Below are 14,853 nucleotides of genomic sequence, written 5' to 3' on the forward strand. Positions count from 1 at the left end.
GGTGCGGGGTATGTTTTTTCGCCAGTGCCCTTAGGCACACTTCCTAAGGGGATCCTCCCACTGAGTGGGAAGATCTCGACCGCAGAGCTCCCGGCTACAGGTAAAAATACCACTCCTATCGAAACAGGGGTCGGAAAATACCCCCTCGCGGGACGAAATAGACCCGAAAATAGACCTACAGAATAGTGTTGCCACTCGCCAGTCAGGCGTTACCGGGTGAGCGATCGCACCCGTCCGCAGCGGCGATCACCGTCGGCGTTTAGCCACTCGACGCTCGCCTCCAGGAGGTCGACGATGTCGCGACCGTCTTTCATCCAGGCCTCTCTCGCTTCCTGGAGGACCTCTTCGACACGAGGGTACGATGAAGCTTTGAACTCGCCGAGCCGCGTGTCGATCCGGACCGTCCGGTTATCGTGGTCGTCGACATCGAACGACACCGCGTACTTCTGCATCCACTTCTGGAACGCGCTCGACGCCGACTGGCGAGCGTTTACGTTCATTAGCTTCGCCGCTCGGTCAGCTGCGTTTTCGATCCGGTGCTCGGCGCTCTCGACGATCGCGGCGATCTCCTGCTCTATCTTCCGGCTGGTGAACTCGACGGCGGCGTTGTCGTTCCGGACAAGCCCGTCAAGTCGATCCAGGCATCGGTACAACGTCGAGATACCTCTGTCAGCGTTGTTCGCTAGTTCCTGCGGGTGCTGGCCGTCTCCGTCAGCGACCAGCGCCTCCAGAAAATCGATATCCGCCTCTGTCATATCTCGCAGTGTCGTGATCAGGAGCGCGTCCTGCTTGGCTTCGATCTCCGGTGTCGGGTCCGCGAAGAACTCGATATCTTCCTCAGCTGGGGCGGCATCGAAATGATCGTCGGGAACAAACGTAGTTCCGCCCGCGCCGATGGGGATATCCGACCATCGGAGCGTGTTGATCAGCGTCTCGTCGATTTCCCGACGGAGCTCGTTACGATCGCTCCATGCGAACGACTGACCTTTGTTCAGCGACTTCTTGAGCAGAACCCCGATCTTCGGATGGTACAGCGCGTCCTCGTCGTCGCCGTGGACGTACTCGGGATGGTAGTGTTTCAGTTGCTTGCCCCGCGAGTGCATCGGGATCAGCTCCCGGGCATCCGGTTTGGGCAAAACGAGACGGTGGTTGTAGCCCACAATATCCTTGTTCGGCCCGCTGTTGCTCGGTTTGTAGACGATATCCGAGCCCTCCTTCTGTGCGAGCAGCTCGAAGATCCGACGCATGGCACCGGTCGAGCGGACGTACTTCTCGGCCATTGACCGGTGAACGCGCACATAGCGCTCGTAGGTGGTGATGTTACTCGTCGGATGAATCGCGGTGAAGTAATTCGAATTGATACCCATCTCGGCTTCCTCAGCCAGCGCGTTCAGGGCCTTTCGGAACAGTACCGGGTAGGTGTCCGGTTCCAGATTACTCCCCGATATTTTGACGTTTGTCGCCTCGTTCGGGAGGTCGTCGCTATCGCAGGGCGACGTGATCTCATCGCCCGTGTCGTAATGTTCCATCCCGGCGAAGCGGGGGCGAATGTGGAAGTTAGCCTTCCTCTCGCCGCGACCATACGCACTGACGCGGAACTCTTTCAGACGTTCGTTTACGTCATCTTCCGGCCGTGGGGCGATACCGCTCTTCTGATATTTGAGGTTGACAATCCACTTCTCACCGCCGATTTCCGTGGCTATCTCTCCCGAATATCCGTCGAATCCGCGGTGCAACAACATCGACACCGCCCAGTAGGGACTGAGCCCACGGTCGAAGAAGTTCAGATTTCCTTCGAGCTCGTGGGGCGCGGTCGCGACGTGACTCACGCGAGACACCCCCGTTTGACAGAGCTGGGATTGTAGCTACCAACCTCTGAAACTCCGGAATATGTAAGGGTGGATAAGAGTCTGCTGGAGATGGTACATCTGTGTCGAAACAGGCTATTCCTTCTGTTAACCGCAATACTGCGGGCACCCGGAAGAAGAATCTTCGTGGACTCACTTTCAATCGGGGTTTCTTTCGCAGAAACGATTTCCGAGTATTGGCAACTAAACGTCGGAGACGGCTCTACCCGGCAGAACTCTACATGAAGAATATCCGATATGGACTCGTCGGGATTTGAACCCGAGGCCTCTTCCTTGCGAAGGAAGCGATCTACCGCTGATCTACGAGCCCGTACACCTGTTTGTACTCGGAGAAGCCTATTTCAGGCTTGCGTTTCGGGGCGGTCGAAGCAGGTTCAGCTGTCCGGCGACGAGCCCGAGCAGGAAGCCGAAAAAGTGGGCAGCCAGAGCGACGCCGGGAGCGGCGGTGACGAGCGTCACGACCACGGCAAGGAGGACAAAGAGCACGAGCATCGCGCGACCGGAGAGATCGATCCGGTCGAACAGCCGACCGGAGAGTCGGTTGCCGGTGACGACGTAGCCGATCAGCGCGAAGACGGCTCCGCTGGCACCGAGCAGTGCGGCGTCGACCCCGAAAAGGGATGCAATACCGATCTGAAAGACCCCGGCGGCAACGCCGGTCGTGAGGAAGAACGCGTGAAAACGTGCCCTCGTGGTGTGGCGTTCGAGCAGGAACCCAACGACGGCTAGCGCGATTGCGTTCGCGAGGAGGTGGTCGAGCCCGCTGTGGGCGTAGACGCTCGTGACGAGCGCCCAGGGGTCGGCCAGTACTGGGGCCTGGAGCGTAAAGAGCACGAATGCAAGCGGCTGGCTGACGAGCGCGACCAGCTGCTGGAGTACGAACACTACCGCGATAACGAGCAGGATCTCCAGCGTTGGGCTACGAGCGTCAGCGGACCCATCCATACCGCTCCGTAGGGTGGCGAGGCACAAAAGCATACGACTCCCGTAACTATCGCTGGCCGTTCGTCATAAATCGAAGAAAGTGCACGCGAGTGTGCGAGCGGACGTCCCGAGTCTCAATTATCAGTCTTCGAGAACGATCTCGATGCTGACGTCGTTGGGGACCTGAATCCGCATGAGCTGACGGAGCGCACGCTCGTCGGCGTCCAGATCGATCAGGCGCTTGTGGACGCGCATCTCCCAGTGCTCCCACGTCGCAGTCCCTTCACCGTCAGGGGACTTGCGGGTGGGGATCTCCAGCGTCTTGGTCGGGAGCGGGATCGGCCCCGACAGCGCAACGCCAGTTTTGTCCGCGATGTCGCGGACGTCCGCGGTGATGTCGTCGAGATCCTCGGGGTTGGTTCCCGCGAGGCGGACACGTGCTTGCTGCATTTATTTCTCGTCGACGCTCAGGACCTTGCCAGCGGCGATAGTCTGACCCATGTCTCGGATCGCGAAGGAGCCGAGTTCGGGAATCTCGCTGCTGGGTTCGATCGAGAGCGGTTTTTGCGGTCGGATCGTGACGACCGCGGCGTCGCCGGACTGGATGAAGTCCGGGTTCTCCTCGGCGACTTCGCCCGAGGACGGGTCCATCTTCTTGTCGATGGACTCGATGGTACACGCGACCTGAGCGGTGTGGGCGTGGAAGACCGGGGTGTAGCCCGCGGTGATCACGCTGGGGTGCTGCATGACGACGACCTGAGCCTGGAACGTCTCGGCGACGCTTGGCGGGTCGTCGGCGGGGCCACAGACGTCGCCACGGCGGATGTCGTCCTTGCCGATGCCGCGGACGTTGAATCCGACGTTGTCACCGGGTTCTGCCTTGGGCACCTCTTCGTGGTGCATCTCGATCGTCTTCACTTCGCCGCCCACGTCGCTGGGCTGGAAGGAGACGTTGTCCCCGATGTTCATGACACCGGTCTCGATACGTCCAACGGGGACAGTACCGATACCGGAGATGGTGTAGACGTCCTGGATCGGGAGTCGGAGCGGCGCGTCCGTCGGCGGTTCCGGAGCCGGAAGGTTGTTGAGCGCTTCCAGCAGGATCTCGCCGTCGTACCAGTCGGTGTTCTCGGACTCCTCGGCGATGTTGTCGCCCTCGAAGGCGGAGATCGGGATGAACTCCGCGTCGTCGGTGTTGAACTGGACCTGCTTGAGCAGGTCGGTGACCTCGGAGACGACCTCCTTGTAGGAGGACTCCTTGTAATCGACGAGGTCCATCTTGTTGATGCCGACGATCAGCTCGTCGATACCAAGCGTACGGGCCAGGAAGACGTGCTCCTGGGTCTGGGGTGCGACACCGTCGTCTGCCGCGACGACGAGAACCGCGTTGTCGGCCTGACTCGCGCCCGTGATCATGTTCTTCACGAAGTCACGGTGGCCGGGACAGTCGACGATGGTGAAGTCGTAGGCGTCCGTGCTGAACTCCTGGTGGGCGATGTCGATGGTGACACCACGCTCTCGCTCCTCGGCGAGGTTGTCCATGACGTAGGCGAACTCGAAGCCACCCTTGCCTTTCTCTTCTGCTTCTTCTTTGTGCTGTTCGATGACGTGCTCTGGTACGCTGCCTGTCTCGTACAGGAGGCGTCCCACGAGCGTGCTCTTCCCGTGGTCAACGTGGCCGATAATGGCCAGGTTCTGGTGTTGGTCGCTCATTGTTGTGTCTCACGCGCAGAGGCGCTATATCGGATCCTTTCGCCTGTAGCAGTTAAAACGATTTCGATACCGTGCGTTGCCCATGCCGAAGCCCTCTTGCGGTTTGTGTACCGTTGCCACGACTGGTGGGAGGAAGACGGACGGATCGGCGTCGTTCGTTGGGACGTTCAACCGGATTCTACTTGAGTCAGAGCAATGAATATAACTATCACTCACCGGTTCCGATTCCCGTCCGAATGGCATCTCCCGTGCGAACCATCCTGTTCGACCTCGACGAGACGCTCTGCGAGCGACCACCGTCCGAAGATCCAATCCTTGGCCGGGCGTTCCGGATCGCAGGCGTCGATCCACTGTTTGATCGGGCGGACTATCACCGCGTCGCCCAGTCTATCGGTGGCACCGACAGCGACGTCGATCGCCGCGTCGAGAGCTTCGAACGGCTGGCGCGCGCTGTCGAGCCTTCATGGCGAGACAGCAGTGCGTGAGGGATGAGTGAGGGAACGTAGTGACCGAACGAATCGGTTGGGGAGGGCTGGGGTGCTGTCCGGGTGGGAATGAAAAGGGCCGCCACGGTCGGCCCGGTGAAGCGACGTAAGGACCGCAGCCGACGGCGAGGACCGCAACGAGCTGCAACCGGTCGAGCGTGGCGGGGGTTTTCAGGGAAGTCCCAAGTACTCGGCACTGCTCTCCGGAGAATACAACTACGGCCCGAACAAAAACGACAAAGACCGATCGCGATTCCTATTCGAGCGGTGGCAGTCGTCCGACGTCCGCGAGCACGGCTGTTGCCGTCTCGGGACCGCCCGCACCGCGACCGCTTACGTTCAGTTCCCCTGCGTTCTCGGTCTCAAACTGGATGATGTTCCGGGTCCCCGTCACGGCAAGGACGCCGTTCTGTGGAACGAGCTTTGGTGCGACCTGAACCCCGTCGGGTGTCGCCTCGCCGATCAGGCGGATCGTCCGGTTGTCCTCGGCCGCGAGGTCGAGCGCGTTTCCGGGGATGTTCTGGATGCCCTCGACGGTCGCGTCCTCGAGCGTATACTCGCGTTCTCCCTGTGAGAGTACGTTCGATATGATGACGAACTTCAGGGCGGCGTCGGTTCCGTCGACGTCGAAGGTCGGGTCCGCTTCTGCGACACCCAGATCTTGCGCTTCGGCGAGGACGTGCTCGTAGTCGAGCCCGTCGGCGGCCATCCGCGAGAGAATGAAGTTCGCCGTGCCATTCAGGACGCCGCGAGCGGCGGTGATCTGGTCCGGCCCGAAGTCGTCGATCGTCGAGAGGATGGGGATAGCGCCACCGACGGTCGCCTCGAAAAGCACGTCGCCCGCGCTCTCGTCGGCTAGCGCCATTAGCTCGGCGTAGCGTTCGGCGACAGGCCCCTTGTTCGCCAGCACGACGTGACGGTCCCGGGAGAGCGCCGTCTCGACGTGACTGAATCCGGGCTGGGCGTCGCCCAGCGTCGTGGGGGTCGCCTCGACCAGTACGTCGTACTCGGCGGCGAGGACGTCCTCGGGGGTCCCATCGCCAACCGTTCCCTCCTGATCTTTCCGTTCGAGAACGCCCTCAACCTCGATGCCCTCGGCGTCGACGACGCCGCTGCTGGAGTCGGCCAGCGCGATCACGTCGTGACCGTACTGCCCGGCGAGTTCGACGACCGAGCGCCCGACAGCACCGGCACCCAGCACGGCGAGTTTCATGCCGAACCACCCGCGATCTGGGGCTCGATGACGTGGATATCCTTCTCCTCGGCGATATCCCGAACTGTTGCCAGCACCTCGTCGGCGCGATCCGCCTCCGTTGCGAGCCGAAGCCGTGCGCTGGAGACTCCTTCCGTTCCCTCGGGGGCTGACAGCGAGACGTCGACGACTTCCGCCCGTGAGGTCGTCTGGAACTTCCGCAGGCTATCGGAGAGATCGGTGTCGATCAGGTGCCCGACGAGGATCACGGTCAGCTCCTCGCTGTACCGTTCCGCACCGGCCTGAATGACGTTGATGCCCGCATCGCGAAGCGCTTCGACGATGGTCTCGAACCGGTCGGGTGGGCACTCTATATCGACTTCCACGGGGATATGCCCGCGCGGCGTGACGTTGCCCCGCTCGTGGAAGATCGAAAGGAGATTTGCGCCGTGATCGGAGATCGGCTGGAGCGCGTTCAGCAGTTCCCCCGGCTCGTCGACGAGTTCGAGACGGACGGTGTACGCCTGCACGGACTGGCCGCCGTCCGTCTCGGCGTCCTCGTCTGCGGCGTCGTCACTCATCGTTGACCACCCCGACGACAGGTCGTGCGTATCGATCAATCATATCCGTCCCTGAGGGGAAGGAGGTATAAGAGTACCATCATTCCGGACTGTGTGGCGTTCGCACGGAGTCGGCGAGTTTTTGCGCTCGGCGGGCCAAACTCGGGCCATGTCCGTCTACCGTCGCCTGTTCGATGCACTGATCGCAGTTGTCCTGTCTGCAGTAACGATCGCAGTTACCGCACCGGTGGTTCCCGGTCTCGCCCAGTCGCTGGGGATGCTCATCGCGGCCACTTTCTACTTCTCACGAAACCCGTGGGGGTCGGGCGATGGCGAACGGATCAACGAGCGAATCGACGGGTTGTACGATCGGTTCTTGCCTGTGTAGGACTGCCTGAACTTGATAATTCACGCGGCAATAGTAGCAAGAACTAATAATCTGCATGTATAAATTAGCAATCAATGACTGCGTCCGCAAACTCGATCACGTCCCGATACCGAATCCTCGCTCCGTGGCAGTTCGCCGCCAGGGCCGTTCTACTGGGTCTGTTCACCGGTGGGGCACTCGGAGCGAGTATCAGTCCCGAACTCGGCGTTGCTGGTGGACTCTTCGTCACGACAGTCGTATATTTCGGGCTCTTCTTTCTCGCTCGTCGACTCCGTGCCACGACCTCAGCCACCAGCCGTCGAGCGATCAATCCTGTCGTCGCGGCCGACGGCGGGCAATCGAACGACCGGGACTGAGCAGAATCGCAGGTTCTGGGAGGGTCGATGAGTTCACTCACTGGCGAACGTAGTGAGGACGGAAGTGGGCTGGTCGAGACTGAGCAAACGCTTTGCGTCTGATATAGAGAACGGAGAGAAGAGAAGCCGGATTAGAGGTAGTCGACGGCCTGTGGCAGTTCGAGCTTCATTCCCTTGCGTTCGCGGATCTCCATGATCTGCTCGCGCTGGAGGTTGTCGGCCATGACCTGGAAGCCGGCGTTCTCGGTGTTCCAGGAGGCACGACCCTCGGTCGCCGAGCGGATGTCGCTGGCGAATCCGATCATCTCTTCGACCGGCGCGACGCCTTCGACGACCATCAGATCGCCTTCCTGGTACATGTCGTCGACGCGGCCACGACGGCCCTGGATCTCGCCGGATGCCGAGCCCATGTAGTCGTTCGGAACGTCGATTCGGACGTCCTGGATGGGTTCGAGCAGCTTGATGTCGGCGTCGATCAGCGCGTTATGGACGGCGTTGCGCACTGCGGGGATGACCTGTGCCGGACCGCGGTGGATGGTGTCCTCGTGGAGACGCGCGTCGTGGAGGCGGATGAGCGATCCCTGGACCGGCTCGGCGGCCAGCGGACCGTCGTTCAGCGCGTCTTCGAGGCCCTCGATGAACAGCTCCATCGTCTCGTTCAGGTGCTGGATACCTTTCGTGTCGTCGATCAGCACGTTCGTGCCGTGGATGGTCTCGATGTTCTGGCTGGTATCCTTGTCCATACCCGCTTCTTGGAACGCTTCACGTCGCTCCTGCTCGGGCATGTCCATCGAGGCCTCGCCTTTCTTGATCACATCGACGATATCCTTGTCGAGCGGGTGAACGGAGATGTAGAAACGGTTGTGGCGGTTTGGCGAGATCCCCTCGACCTCGCGGCTCTCGCTCTGGGGCATCTCGCGGAAGACGACGATCGGTTCACCGGTGTTGATCGGGATGCCCTGGTTGCGCTCGATCCGCTGACCGATGACTTCGAGGTGAAGCTCACCCTGTCCGGAGATCAGGTGCTCGCCGGTGTCCTCGTTGATCTCGATCTGGATCGTCGGGTCCTCTTTGGAGACCTGTCGAAGCGTCTCGATGAGCTTCGGCAGGTCGTCCATGTTCTTGGCCTCGACGGCTTTCGTGATGACGGGCTCGGAGATGTGCTCGATCGACTCGAACGGCGTCATCTCGACGGAGGAAACGGTCGAACCGGCGATGGCGTCGGCCAGGCCGGTGACTGCCGCGATGTTCCCTGCGGGAACACGGTCCACTTCCTCGCGTTCGCCACCCATGTAGATACCGACGCTCTGGACGCGGTTCGTCCCGGCGGTCCCGGAGACGTAGAGGTCCTGGCCCTTCTCCAGCGTTCCGGAGAAGACACGACCGGCGGCGATCTCGCCTGCGTGCGGGTCGACACCGATGTCGGTGACCATCAGGACGACTTCGCCTTCCTCGTTGACCAGGCGCATGTCGCCCGCGAGCTCGGACTCGGCGTCGCCACGCCAGACCCGCGGAATACGGCGGGGCTGCGCGTCGACGGGGTTCGGGAAGTGCTCACAGACCATGTCGAGCACGACGTCCGAGAGCGGCGTACGCTCGTGGAGCTCCTGGCGCTTGTCGGCGCGTTCGAGGTCGATAATGTCGCCGAAGTCCATGCCGGTGCGCTGCATCGACGGCATCGAGACGCCCCACTTGTACAGGGCGGATCCGAAGCCGACGGTACCCTCCTCGACGGAGACCGTCCAGTCGTCGATGTCGTCCATCTCCTCGGTCATCCCCTCGATCAGCTCGTTGACGTCGCGGATGACCGCCATGAGACGCTGTTGCATCTCCTCGGGACCTTCCTGCAGTTCGGAGATGAGGCGGTCGACCTTGTTGATGAACAGCGTCGGCTTGACACCCTCTCGAAGGGCCTGCCGGAGCACCGTCTCGGTCTGGGGCATCGCCCCTTCGACGGCGTCGACGACAACGAGCGCACCGTCGACGGCGCGCATCGCTCGGGTCACGTCGCCACCGAAGTCGACGTGGCCCGGCGTGTCGATCAGGTTGATGAGGTGGTTGGTGTCCTCGTACTCGTGGGTCATCGACACGTTTGCCGCGTCGATGGTGATCCCACGTTCCTGTTCGTCCTCTTCCGTGTCCATCGCGAGCTGCTCGCCTGCGGTGTCCTGGGAGATCATCCCGGCACCGGCCAGCAGGTTGTCCGTCAGTGTCGTCTTGCCGTGGTCGACGTGTGCGGCGATGGCGATGTTCCGGATGTTCTCCGGCTCGTCCATCAGTCGCTCGCACTCCTCGACGATCTTCTTTCGTCTACCCATTACCCTCTCATATCGTTAGCGGGGTGAAAAGGGTGCTGTTTCGTGGCGGCGAACCGTGTGAAGCCGCCACGAGGCTCATAACGAGCGAAGCGAAGTTATGGTGTTTCGTCAGCGCCGAGTGTGCGAGGCGCTACCGAAGCTCGGCACGAGCGTAGCGAAGTGCCGGCGTTTCGTCAGCGCGCGGTGTGTGAAGTACTGACGAAGCTCGTAACGAGTTGTTTCCTACGGCTACTTCGCGGCGTCCGAGTCCAGCGAGCACGTGTCGACGCCGAGCACCGAATAGAGCCCGCAGGTTCCCGTTGCCGCCGTTCCGAGCATTACAATCGCGACGATGCCGAGTACCGCTGCGAGCGTTTCCGGAAGGGCGAGGACGCCACCGAGGATCGCGATTGAGAGAAGTCCAGTGATCGCACCGACGCCCGTTCTGACCTGCCGATCCATCGAGCCAACGTTCATGTTCATATCACCTGTAAGGACTCGGCAGAGATAATGGTTTGTATTGGGCTGATTGAGAAATACTACTTTGGATAGGGAATTGCCCGTTCCGACAAAACTACAGGTTTCGAAGTATTAGCTTCAATTACTGTAGTATAATACTTCAATATTCGAAGTCAAGGGCCTCCGTCGCCAGCAACGATCAACCAGCACATCTAAGGGAGCATCCGACGTGCGCCCTGTATGAGCGACGCTGGAATCCACCCCTGGGTTGGCATCCTGCTCGGCGCGTTGCTCGCCGGTGCAAATACGGCCGTCGTGGGTCTCGTAATCGACGGCCCGGAAGCGGTCGCCGCCGGGCTTGGCCTCGCGATGCCGATCCTCCTGCTGTACGGCGCAGGTGAGACGTTCGATCGGGAGCAGTATCTCGCGGATCACTCAACGGGCGAGACGATGAGCGACATGGTCGTCATCGCCATCGGTGCGGTCCTCGTGGGCGTTCTCGGGGTTGTCGCGACGAGTGCGGTGACCGAGAGCCAGCTCGCCGTCTACGGGATCGCGGCCGGAGCGACGTTCCTGGGCGGCTACGTCGCGCTGTACGTCCGCCAGCCGGAGTATCACGGTCCGGTCGGAAACTGAGCGGCAGTTCTTAAGTTCCCAGTCTGCGATGACATGGCTATGCGCGTCGCCGTACTTGCCCACGGGAAGTTCCCCGACCGGGCAAAGACTGCCGTAGGAGTCCTCAGATACGCCGACTACGATGTCGTCTCCGTCATCGACAGGGACCATGCGGGCTCGCGAGTCACCGATCACGTCCCCGGTGTTCAGGATGCACCCGTCGTCGCTGGCTTCGGCGAGGTGCCGGAGCCGGTCGACGCCCTCCTGATCGGTATCGCACCGATCGGCGGCGGCTTTGACGAGTCCTGGCGGCCGGATGTCCTTGCTGCACTCTCACGGGGCTGTGACGTGATCGCCGGACTGCATTATTTTCTCAACGACGATGAGGAGTTCGTCAGTCTCGCCGCCGAAAATGACTGCGAGCTGCGGGACGTCCGGCGACCACCTGACGATCTCTCTGTAAGCGAGGGCCTTGCAGGTGCGGTCGACGCCGAAGTGATCCTGACCGTCGGCACCGACTGCTCGGTCGGCAAGATGACGACGACGATGGAACTCGCGCGGGCCGCGAAGGCGGCCGGACACGAGGCCGCCGTGATCCCCACCGGTCAGACCGGGATTATGATCGAGGGGTGGGGGACGCCGATCGACCGCGTGGTGAGTGACTTCACCGCTGGCGCGGTCGAGGCGATGATCCGAAAGAAAGGAGACGACTACGAGTACCTGTTCGTCGAGGGGCAGGGCAGCATCGTCCACCCCGCCTACTCGGCGGTCACCTGTGGCATTCTCCACGGTGCGATGCCGGACGCGCTGGTGCTCTGTCACGAGGCCGACCGGGACCGGATCCACGGCTACGAGCCGTTTCCGCTCCCGTCGATCGAGGAGTATGTCGACCTGTACGAGGGCCTTGCCGCTCCGGTGAGTGACGCGTCAGTCGTGGCTGGAGCGCTGAATACGAGCGACCTCGGGGACGCAGCAGCGCGAGACGCGCTGGTCGACTTCGAATCCGCGATCGACGCCCCGGCAACTGACGTGTTGCGGTACGACATCGATGACGTACTGGAGGCGATCGTATGAGCCTGAGCACATCCGTCGAGCGCGTCGAACTGCCCTTCGAGTTCCCGTTTACCATCGCGCGGGGGACGACGACCAGCGCGGAGAACGTGGTCGTTCGGATCGAGGACGATGATGGACGGGTTGGGATTGGCGGGGCAGCACCGTCGCCCCATTACGGCGAGACTGTCGATACGGTCGAAGCCGTCCTGCCCGAGCTGCTAGCGATCGTCGAGGACATCGGCGACCCACACCAGCTCGCCCGGATCGAACGCCGGATGCGGGAAACGGTCCGGCAAAACCCTGCCGCACGGGCCAGCGTGAGCATCGCCCTCCACGACCTCGTCGCCAGGCGTCTCGACGTGCCGCTGTACCGCTACTGGGGGCTCGATCCGACCGAGAGCGTCCGGACGTCCTACTCGATCGGTATCGACGACACCGAGACAATGCGCGAGAAAGTCGAGACCGCAACCGATCGGGGTTTCGAGGTGTTAAAAATCAAAGTCGGCACTGGCCGGGACGAAGAAATCGTCCGCACGATTCGAGAGGCTGCACCCGACGCGACGATTCGCGTCGATGCCAACGAAGCGTGGCCCCCGAAGGAGGCGGTGCGGACGATCGACCGGATTGCCGACTACGACATCGAGTTCGTCGAACAGCCGGTGCCTGCCGAGAATCCAGAGGGGCTGCGCTACGTCTACGAGCACTCCCCGATCCCCATTGCGGCCGACGAGTCCCTCGAAACCGTCGTGGATGTCCCGCAGATCGCCGACCGCTGTGACATCGCTGTACTGAAGCTGATGAAATGCGGTGGGCTCCGTGAAGCGCGGCGGATAATCGAGACAGCCCACGCGCACGGGCTAGAGGTCATGTGTGGCTGTATGTACGAGTCGAACGCCTCGATCGCTGCCGCGGCACAGCTCGCGCCCCTGCTCGATTACGCCGATCTGGATGGCTCCCTGTTACTCGACGACGACCCGTACGAGGGGGTTCCGATGCCGGCCGGTCGAATCGGATTGCAGCCACTCGAACGGAACGGGAGCGGTGTGCTGGAGCCACAGACGCGACGGGGATGAGCAACCGTGGTCCGGAGTGGCGCTGAGCGACACGGCGTTACCCCGAATTGACAGGTGGTATCTCCCATTTATTCACAGCACAAGTATAAAAGAAAACAGTGGCTTTAAGTAGGTGAGAATCATCCGGCTAATCGACATGTCCGAGATGCAATCGGAGTCACCGAGACCTGATGAACAATTCTGTCAAAGTTGCGGGGAGACGATAAAAAAGGAAGCCGAGGTGTGTCCGAACTGCGGAGTGAGGCAGAAAGGTGCTTCGGGAGGAGAAATCAAGAACGCAGGCGTTGCAGCGCTTCTTTCCTTCCTTTTCGGTGGTGGCGGTCAGATCTACAACGGTCAGATCGGCAAAGGCATCGGGATCATCGTTCTTCAGTTCATCAACGTTATGTTGATGTTCGTACTGATCGGGTTCTTGACGTATCCCGCAACGCTGGCATACGCAACGTACGATGCGTACAACGTTGCCAACAAGATCAATAACGGCGAGATAGAACCGTAGAGGCCGATTCCCGTTCTTTCATCTGCAGGAGTGCTGTGCTCGACCAAACCAATACCAGCGGACAGCGACGTTCTGGATTCGAAATTCGTTGCGAACTGCTCAACTGAATCCGGTTCGAAGTGTCCATCGTCTGCCAACTGCTGATACACTTGCCAGCCCCGGCACCGGGCATACCGTTGTGACACCCATGGAGAAACCACCCGGCGGGATTCATGTCAGGGTTCCTTATAAAGACCTGCCATTTATTGGCTGTTGGAAAAGCCCCCACAGTCGTAAGAACCGCGTATGGGGACGGGAACGTGGCAACTCGCCGAGACACGGACGAGACGGATCGAGAACTGGACGATACAGGCATCCCGCGGAGCCTTGCTTGCGCTGTTTGTCGTCTTCGCCGCTGCAGGACTGACGGGGTCGATCCCCTCCCTGGAGGTGCAGATGATCATCTACCTCGTCGGAATGGTCGGGCTGAACCTCCCACACGGCGGCTACGAACACTTTGAGAACCTCCGGCGCAGGGGGCTCCCGATGGGCGCGAAGTACGTCGCGATGTACGTGAGTTTCGTTGCTGGATTCATCGTACTGTTTTTCATCGCGCCGCTGATCGCGCTCTCGCTGGCGTTTGCCACGGCTGTCGCGAAGGGCGGCCACGGCGATCTTCGAGTGATGGACGCGCTCGTCGGGAGCGATCACCTGCAAAGCGATCTCCAGCGGGGCCTCGCCGCGTTCGTTCGCGGTGGCGCGGTGATGATCGTCCCGCTCGTCTTCTGGCCCGAGACGTTCTACGGCTTTGCCTCCTACATGGTGTCGATGTTCGACCCGGGTGCCGTGGGCGCACTTCACACCCGAATGGAGCTCGTGACCCCGATCTTCGGTGGTGCGTACGGACTCGCGGTCGTCGCCCATCTGGTCTGGGGCTACGCGACGAGTGGTGGCTCGACGGCGTGGCTCGCCGACCTCGGTGAGACCTCCCTGCTGGTTGGCTACTTCGCCGCCGTCCCGGTCGTCGTCTCGATCGGGCTGTACTTCCCGCTGTGGTACTCGATGCGACAGTCCGGCCGGACGTTCGCCGCTCACCGGAAAGAGCCCGCAGAGGACGAACAGGGGCTCCCCGTTCCGATCGTGTGGGGCGTCCTGATCGTCGGGGCGCTGGCGACCGGTCTCGTCGCGGCGACGCTGTGGCTCGTCGCGCCGAACCCCCTCGGAACACAGGGGCTCCTCCCCGGACTGGTCGCGTTCTATACGATCTTCATCTGTATCGTCGCCCTGCCACACGTCGTCGTCGGCGAGTGGCTCGACTTCAAGCGCGGTATCTGGTACGTACCCTGAAACCCGCCATCGAACGGCTAGCAGTTTCCCAATGCGATTATCAGC

The 14,853-nt window shown here is 61.5% G+C and carries 16 protein-coding genes and 1 tRNA gene; 8 read left to right on the plus strand and 9 right to left on the minus strand.

From position 1 onward, the window contains the following. Positions 1-209 precede the first annotated feature (209 nt). The 5 genes from AArcSt11_RS02965 to tuf all read right to left on the minus strand — a co-directional run bounded on the left by AArcSt11_RS02965 (position 210) and on the right by tuf (position 4,505). Positions 210-1,829, minus strand: a complete 1,620-nt coding sequence (locus AArcSt11_RS02965; protein WP_250594471.1) for a DUF7845 domain-containing protein — start codon at positions 1,827-1,829, stop codon at positions 210-212. Between the two features lie 277 nt (positions 1,830-2,106). Next, positions 2,107-2,178, minus strand: a tRNA-Ala gene (locus tag AArcSt11_RS02970). Between the two features lie 26 nt (positions 2,179-2,204). Continuing rightward, entirely contained in the window at positions 2,205-2,813 is a 609-nt protein-coding gene (locus AArcSt11_RS02975) for a rhomboid family intramembrane serine protease (protein WP_250594472.1), read from the minus strand. Between the two features lie 120 nt (positions 2,814-2,933). Continuing rightward, on the minus strand, positions 2,934-3,242 hold the full coding sequence (gene rpsJ / locus AArcSt11_RS02980) for a 30S ribosomal protein S10 (protein WP_250594474.1): 309 nt from the start codon (positions 3,240-3,242) through the stop codon (positions 2,934-2,936). Continuing rightward, positions 3,243-4,505, minus strand: a complete 1,263-nt coding sequence (tuf, locus tag AArcSt11_RS02985) for a translation elongation factor EF-1 subunit alpha (protein ID WP_250594476.1) — start codon at positions 4,503-4,505, stop codon at positions 3,243-3,245. Positions 4,506-4,741: 236 nt separating this feature from the next. On the opposite strand from tuf, the gene AArcSt11_RS02990 reads away from it, so the two are divergent. Beyond that, positions 4,742-4,990 carry a hypothetical protein gene (locus tag AArcSt11_RS02990; RefSeq protein WP_250594478.1) on the plus strand — a complete coding sequence of 83 codons (249 nt, stop codon included), beginning with the start codon at positions 4,742-4,744 and terminating at the stop codon, positions 4,988-4,990. A 256-nt stretch (positions 4,991-5,246) separates the two neighbouring features. Here the strand turns inward: AArcSt11_RS02990 and AArcSt11_RS02995 are convergent, their stop codons facing one another. Together AArcSt11_RS02995 and AArcSt11_RS03000 are read right to left on the minus strand one after the other, a co-directional pair. Beyond that, positions 5,247-6,203: a homoserine dehydrogenase gene (locus tag AArcSt11_RS02995; RefSeq protein ID WP_250594480.1), complete on the minus strand. Its 957-nt coding sequence runs from the start codon at positions 6,201-6,203 to the stop codon at positions 5,247-5,249. Then, positions 6,200-6,763, minus strand: a complete 564-nt coding sequence (locus AArcSt11_RS03000) for an amino acid-binding protein (RefSeq protein ID WP_250594482.1) — start codon at positions 6,761-6,763, stop codon at positions 6,200-6,202. The genes AArcSt11_RS02995 and AArcSt11_RS03000 overlap by 4 nt, the downstream gene beginning before the upstream one ends. 148 nt (positions 6,764-6,911) lie before the next feature. On the opposite strand from AArcSt11_RS03000, the gene AArcSt11_RS03005 reads away from it, so the two are divergent. Then, the gene (locus AArcSt11_RS03005; RefSeq protein WP_250594484.1) at positions 6,912-7,130 is read left to right on the plus strand and encodes a hypothetical protein; all 219 of its coding nucleotides are present in this window, start codon (positions 6,912-6,914) and stop codon (positions 7,128-7,130) included. Between the two features lie 74 nt (positions 7,131-7,204). Further along, the gene (locus tag AArcSt11_RS03010) at positions 7,205-7,486 is read left to right on the plus strand and encodes a hypothetical protein (RefSeq protein WP_250594486.1); all 282 of its coding nucleotides are present in this window, start codon (positions 7,205-7,207) and stop codon (positions 7,484-7,486) included. Between the two features lie 131 nt (positions 7,487-7,617). Here AArcSt11_RS03010 and AArcSt11_RS03015 read toward each other — a convergent pair whose 3' ends face one another. Further along, the gene (locus tag AArcSt11_RS03015) at positions 7,618-9,804 is read right to left on the minus strand and encodes an elongation factor EF-2 (RefSeq protein ID WP_250594488.1); all 2,187 of its coding nucleotides are present in this window, start codon (positions 9,802-9,804) and stop codon (positions 7,618-7,620) included. A gap of 228 nt (positions 9,805-10,032) precedes the next feature. Beyond that, the gene (locus AArcSt11_RS03020; RefSeq protein WP_250594490.1) at positions 10,033-10,266 is read right to left on the minus strand and encodes a YgaP family membrane protein; all 234 of its coding nucleotides are present in this window, start codon (positions 10,264-10,266) and stop codon (positions 10,033-10,035) included. A gap of 216 nt (positions 10,267-10,482) precedes the next feature. Here AArcSt11_RS03020 and AArcSt11_RS03025 point away from each other — a divergent pair, with 216 nt between their 5' ends. The 5 genes from AArcSt11_RS03025 (at position 10,483) to AArcSt11_RS03045 (ending at position 14,808) form a co-directional block, all read left to right on the plus strand. Continuing rightward, positions 10,483-10,878 carry a hypothetical protein gene (locus AArcSt11_RS03025; RefSeq protein WP_250594492.1) on the plus strand — a complete coding sequence of 132 codons (396 nt, stop codon included), beginning with the start codon at positions 10,483-10,485 and terminating at the stop codon, positions 10,876-10,878. 39 nt (positions 10,879-10,917) lie between these two features. Then, entirely contained in the window at positions 10,918-11,931 is a 1,014-nt protein-coding gene (locus tag AArcSt11_RS03030; protein WP_250594494.1) for an N-acetyltransferase DgcN family protein, read from the plus strand. After that, positions 11,928-12,983 (plus strand): dipeptide epimerase, encoded by a 1,056-nt coding sequence (locus tag AArcSt11_RS03035; protein ID WP_250594496.1) that lies wholly within the window; start codon positions 11,928-11,930, stop codon positions 12,981-12,983. Before AArcSt11_RS03030 ends, AArcSt11_RS03035 begins: the two co-directional genes overlap by 4 nt. Positions 12,984-13,119: 136 nt before the next feature. After that, positions 13,120-13,482 carry a zinc ribbon domain-containing protein gene (locus tag AArcSt11_RS03040; protein WP_250594498.1) on the plus strand — a complete coding sequence of 121 codons (363 nt, stop codon included), beginning with the start codon at positions 13,120-13,122 and terminating at the stop codon, positions 13,480-13,482. A 285-nt stretch (positions 13,483-13,767) separates the two neighbouring features. Continuing rightward, positions 13,768-14,808, plus strand: a complete 1,041-nt coding sequence (locus tag AArcSt11_RS03045) for a Brp/Blh family beta-carotene 15,15'-dioxygenase (protein WP_250594500.1) — start codon at positions 13,768-13,770, stop codon at positions 14,806-14,808. Positions 14,809-14,853: the final 45 nt, after the last annotated feature.

Source organism: Natranaeroarchaeum aerophilus (assembly GCF_023638055.1).
GTDB classification, from domain to species: domain Archaea; phylum Halobacteriota; class Halobacteria; order Halobacteriales; family Natronoarchaeaceae; genus Natranaeroarchaeum; species Natranaeroarchaeum aerophilum.

What these genes read in the sequence shown, in the direction of transcription:
- AArcSt11_RS02975 (WP_250594472.1), bottom strand. Translation starts at nt 2,813, where the DNA reads ATGGATGGGTCCGCTGACGCTCGTAGCCCAACGCTGGAGATCCTGCTC.
- rpsJ (WP_250594474.1), bottom strand. Translation starts at nt 3,242, where the DNA reads ATGCAGCAAGCACGTGTCCGCCTCGCGGGAACCAACCCCGAGGATCTC.
- tuf (WP_250594476.1), bottom strand. Translation starts at nt 4,505, where the DNA reads ATGAGCGACCAACACCAGAACCTGGCCATTATCGGCCACGTTGACCAC.
- AArcSt11_RS02990 (WP_250594478.1), top strand. Translation starts at nt 4,742, where the DNA reads ATGGCATCTCCCGTGCGAACCATCCTGTTCGACCTCGACGAGACGCTC.
- AArcSt11_RS02995 (WP_250594480.1), bottom strand. Translation starts at nt 6,203, where the DNA reads ATGAAACTCGCCGTGCTGGGTGCCGGTGCTGTCGGGCGCTCGGTCGTC.
- AArcSt11_RS03000 (WP_250594482.1), bottom strand. Translation starts at nt 6,763, where the DNA reads ATGAGTGACGACGCCGCAGACGAGGACGCCGAGACGGACGGCGGCCAG.
- AArcSt11_RS03005 (WP_250594484.1), top strand. Translation starts at nt 6,912, where the DNA reads ATGTCCGTCTACCGTCGCCTGTTCGATGCACTGATCGCAGTTGTCCTG.
- AArcSt11_RS03010 (WP_250594486.1), top strand. Translation starts at nt 7,205, where the DNA reads ATGACTGCGTCCGCAAACTCGATCACGTCCCGATACCGAATCCTCGCT.
- AArcSt11_RS03015 (WP_250594488.1), bottom strand. Translation starts at nt 9,804, where the DNA reads ATGGGTAGACGAAAGAAGATCGTCGAGGAGTGCGAGCGACTGATGGAC.
- AArcSt11_RS03020 (WP_250594490.1), bottom strand. Translation starts at nt 10,266, where the DNA reads ATGAACATGAACGTTGGCTCGATGGATCGGCAGGTCAGAACGGGCGTC.
- AArcSt11_RS03025 (WP_250594492.1), top strand. Translation starts at nt 10,483, where the DNA reads ATGAGCGACGCTGGAATCCACCCCTGGGTTGGCATCCTGCTCGGCGCG.
- AArcSt11_RS03030 (WP_250594494.1), top strand. Translation starts at nt 10,918, where the DNA reads ATGCGCGTCGCCGTACTTGCCCACGGGAAGTTCCCCGACCGGGCAAAG.
- AArcSt11_RS03035 (WP_250594496.1), top strand. Translation starts at nt 11,928, where the DNA reads ATGAGCCTGAGCACATCCGTCGAGCGCGTCGAACTGCCCTTCGAGTTC.
- AArcSt11_RS03040 (WP_250594498.1), top strand. Translation starts at nt 13,120, where the DNA reads ATGTCCGAGATGCAATCGGAGTCACCGAGACCTGATGAACAATTCTGT.
- AArcSt11_RS03045 (WP_250594500.1), top strand. Translation starts at nt 13,768, where the DNA reads ATGGGGACGGGAACGTGGCAACTCGCCGAGACACGGACGAGACGGATC.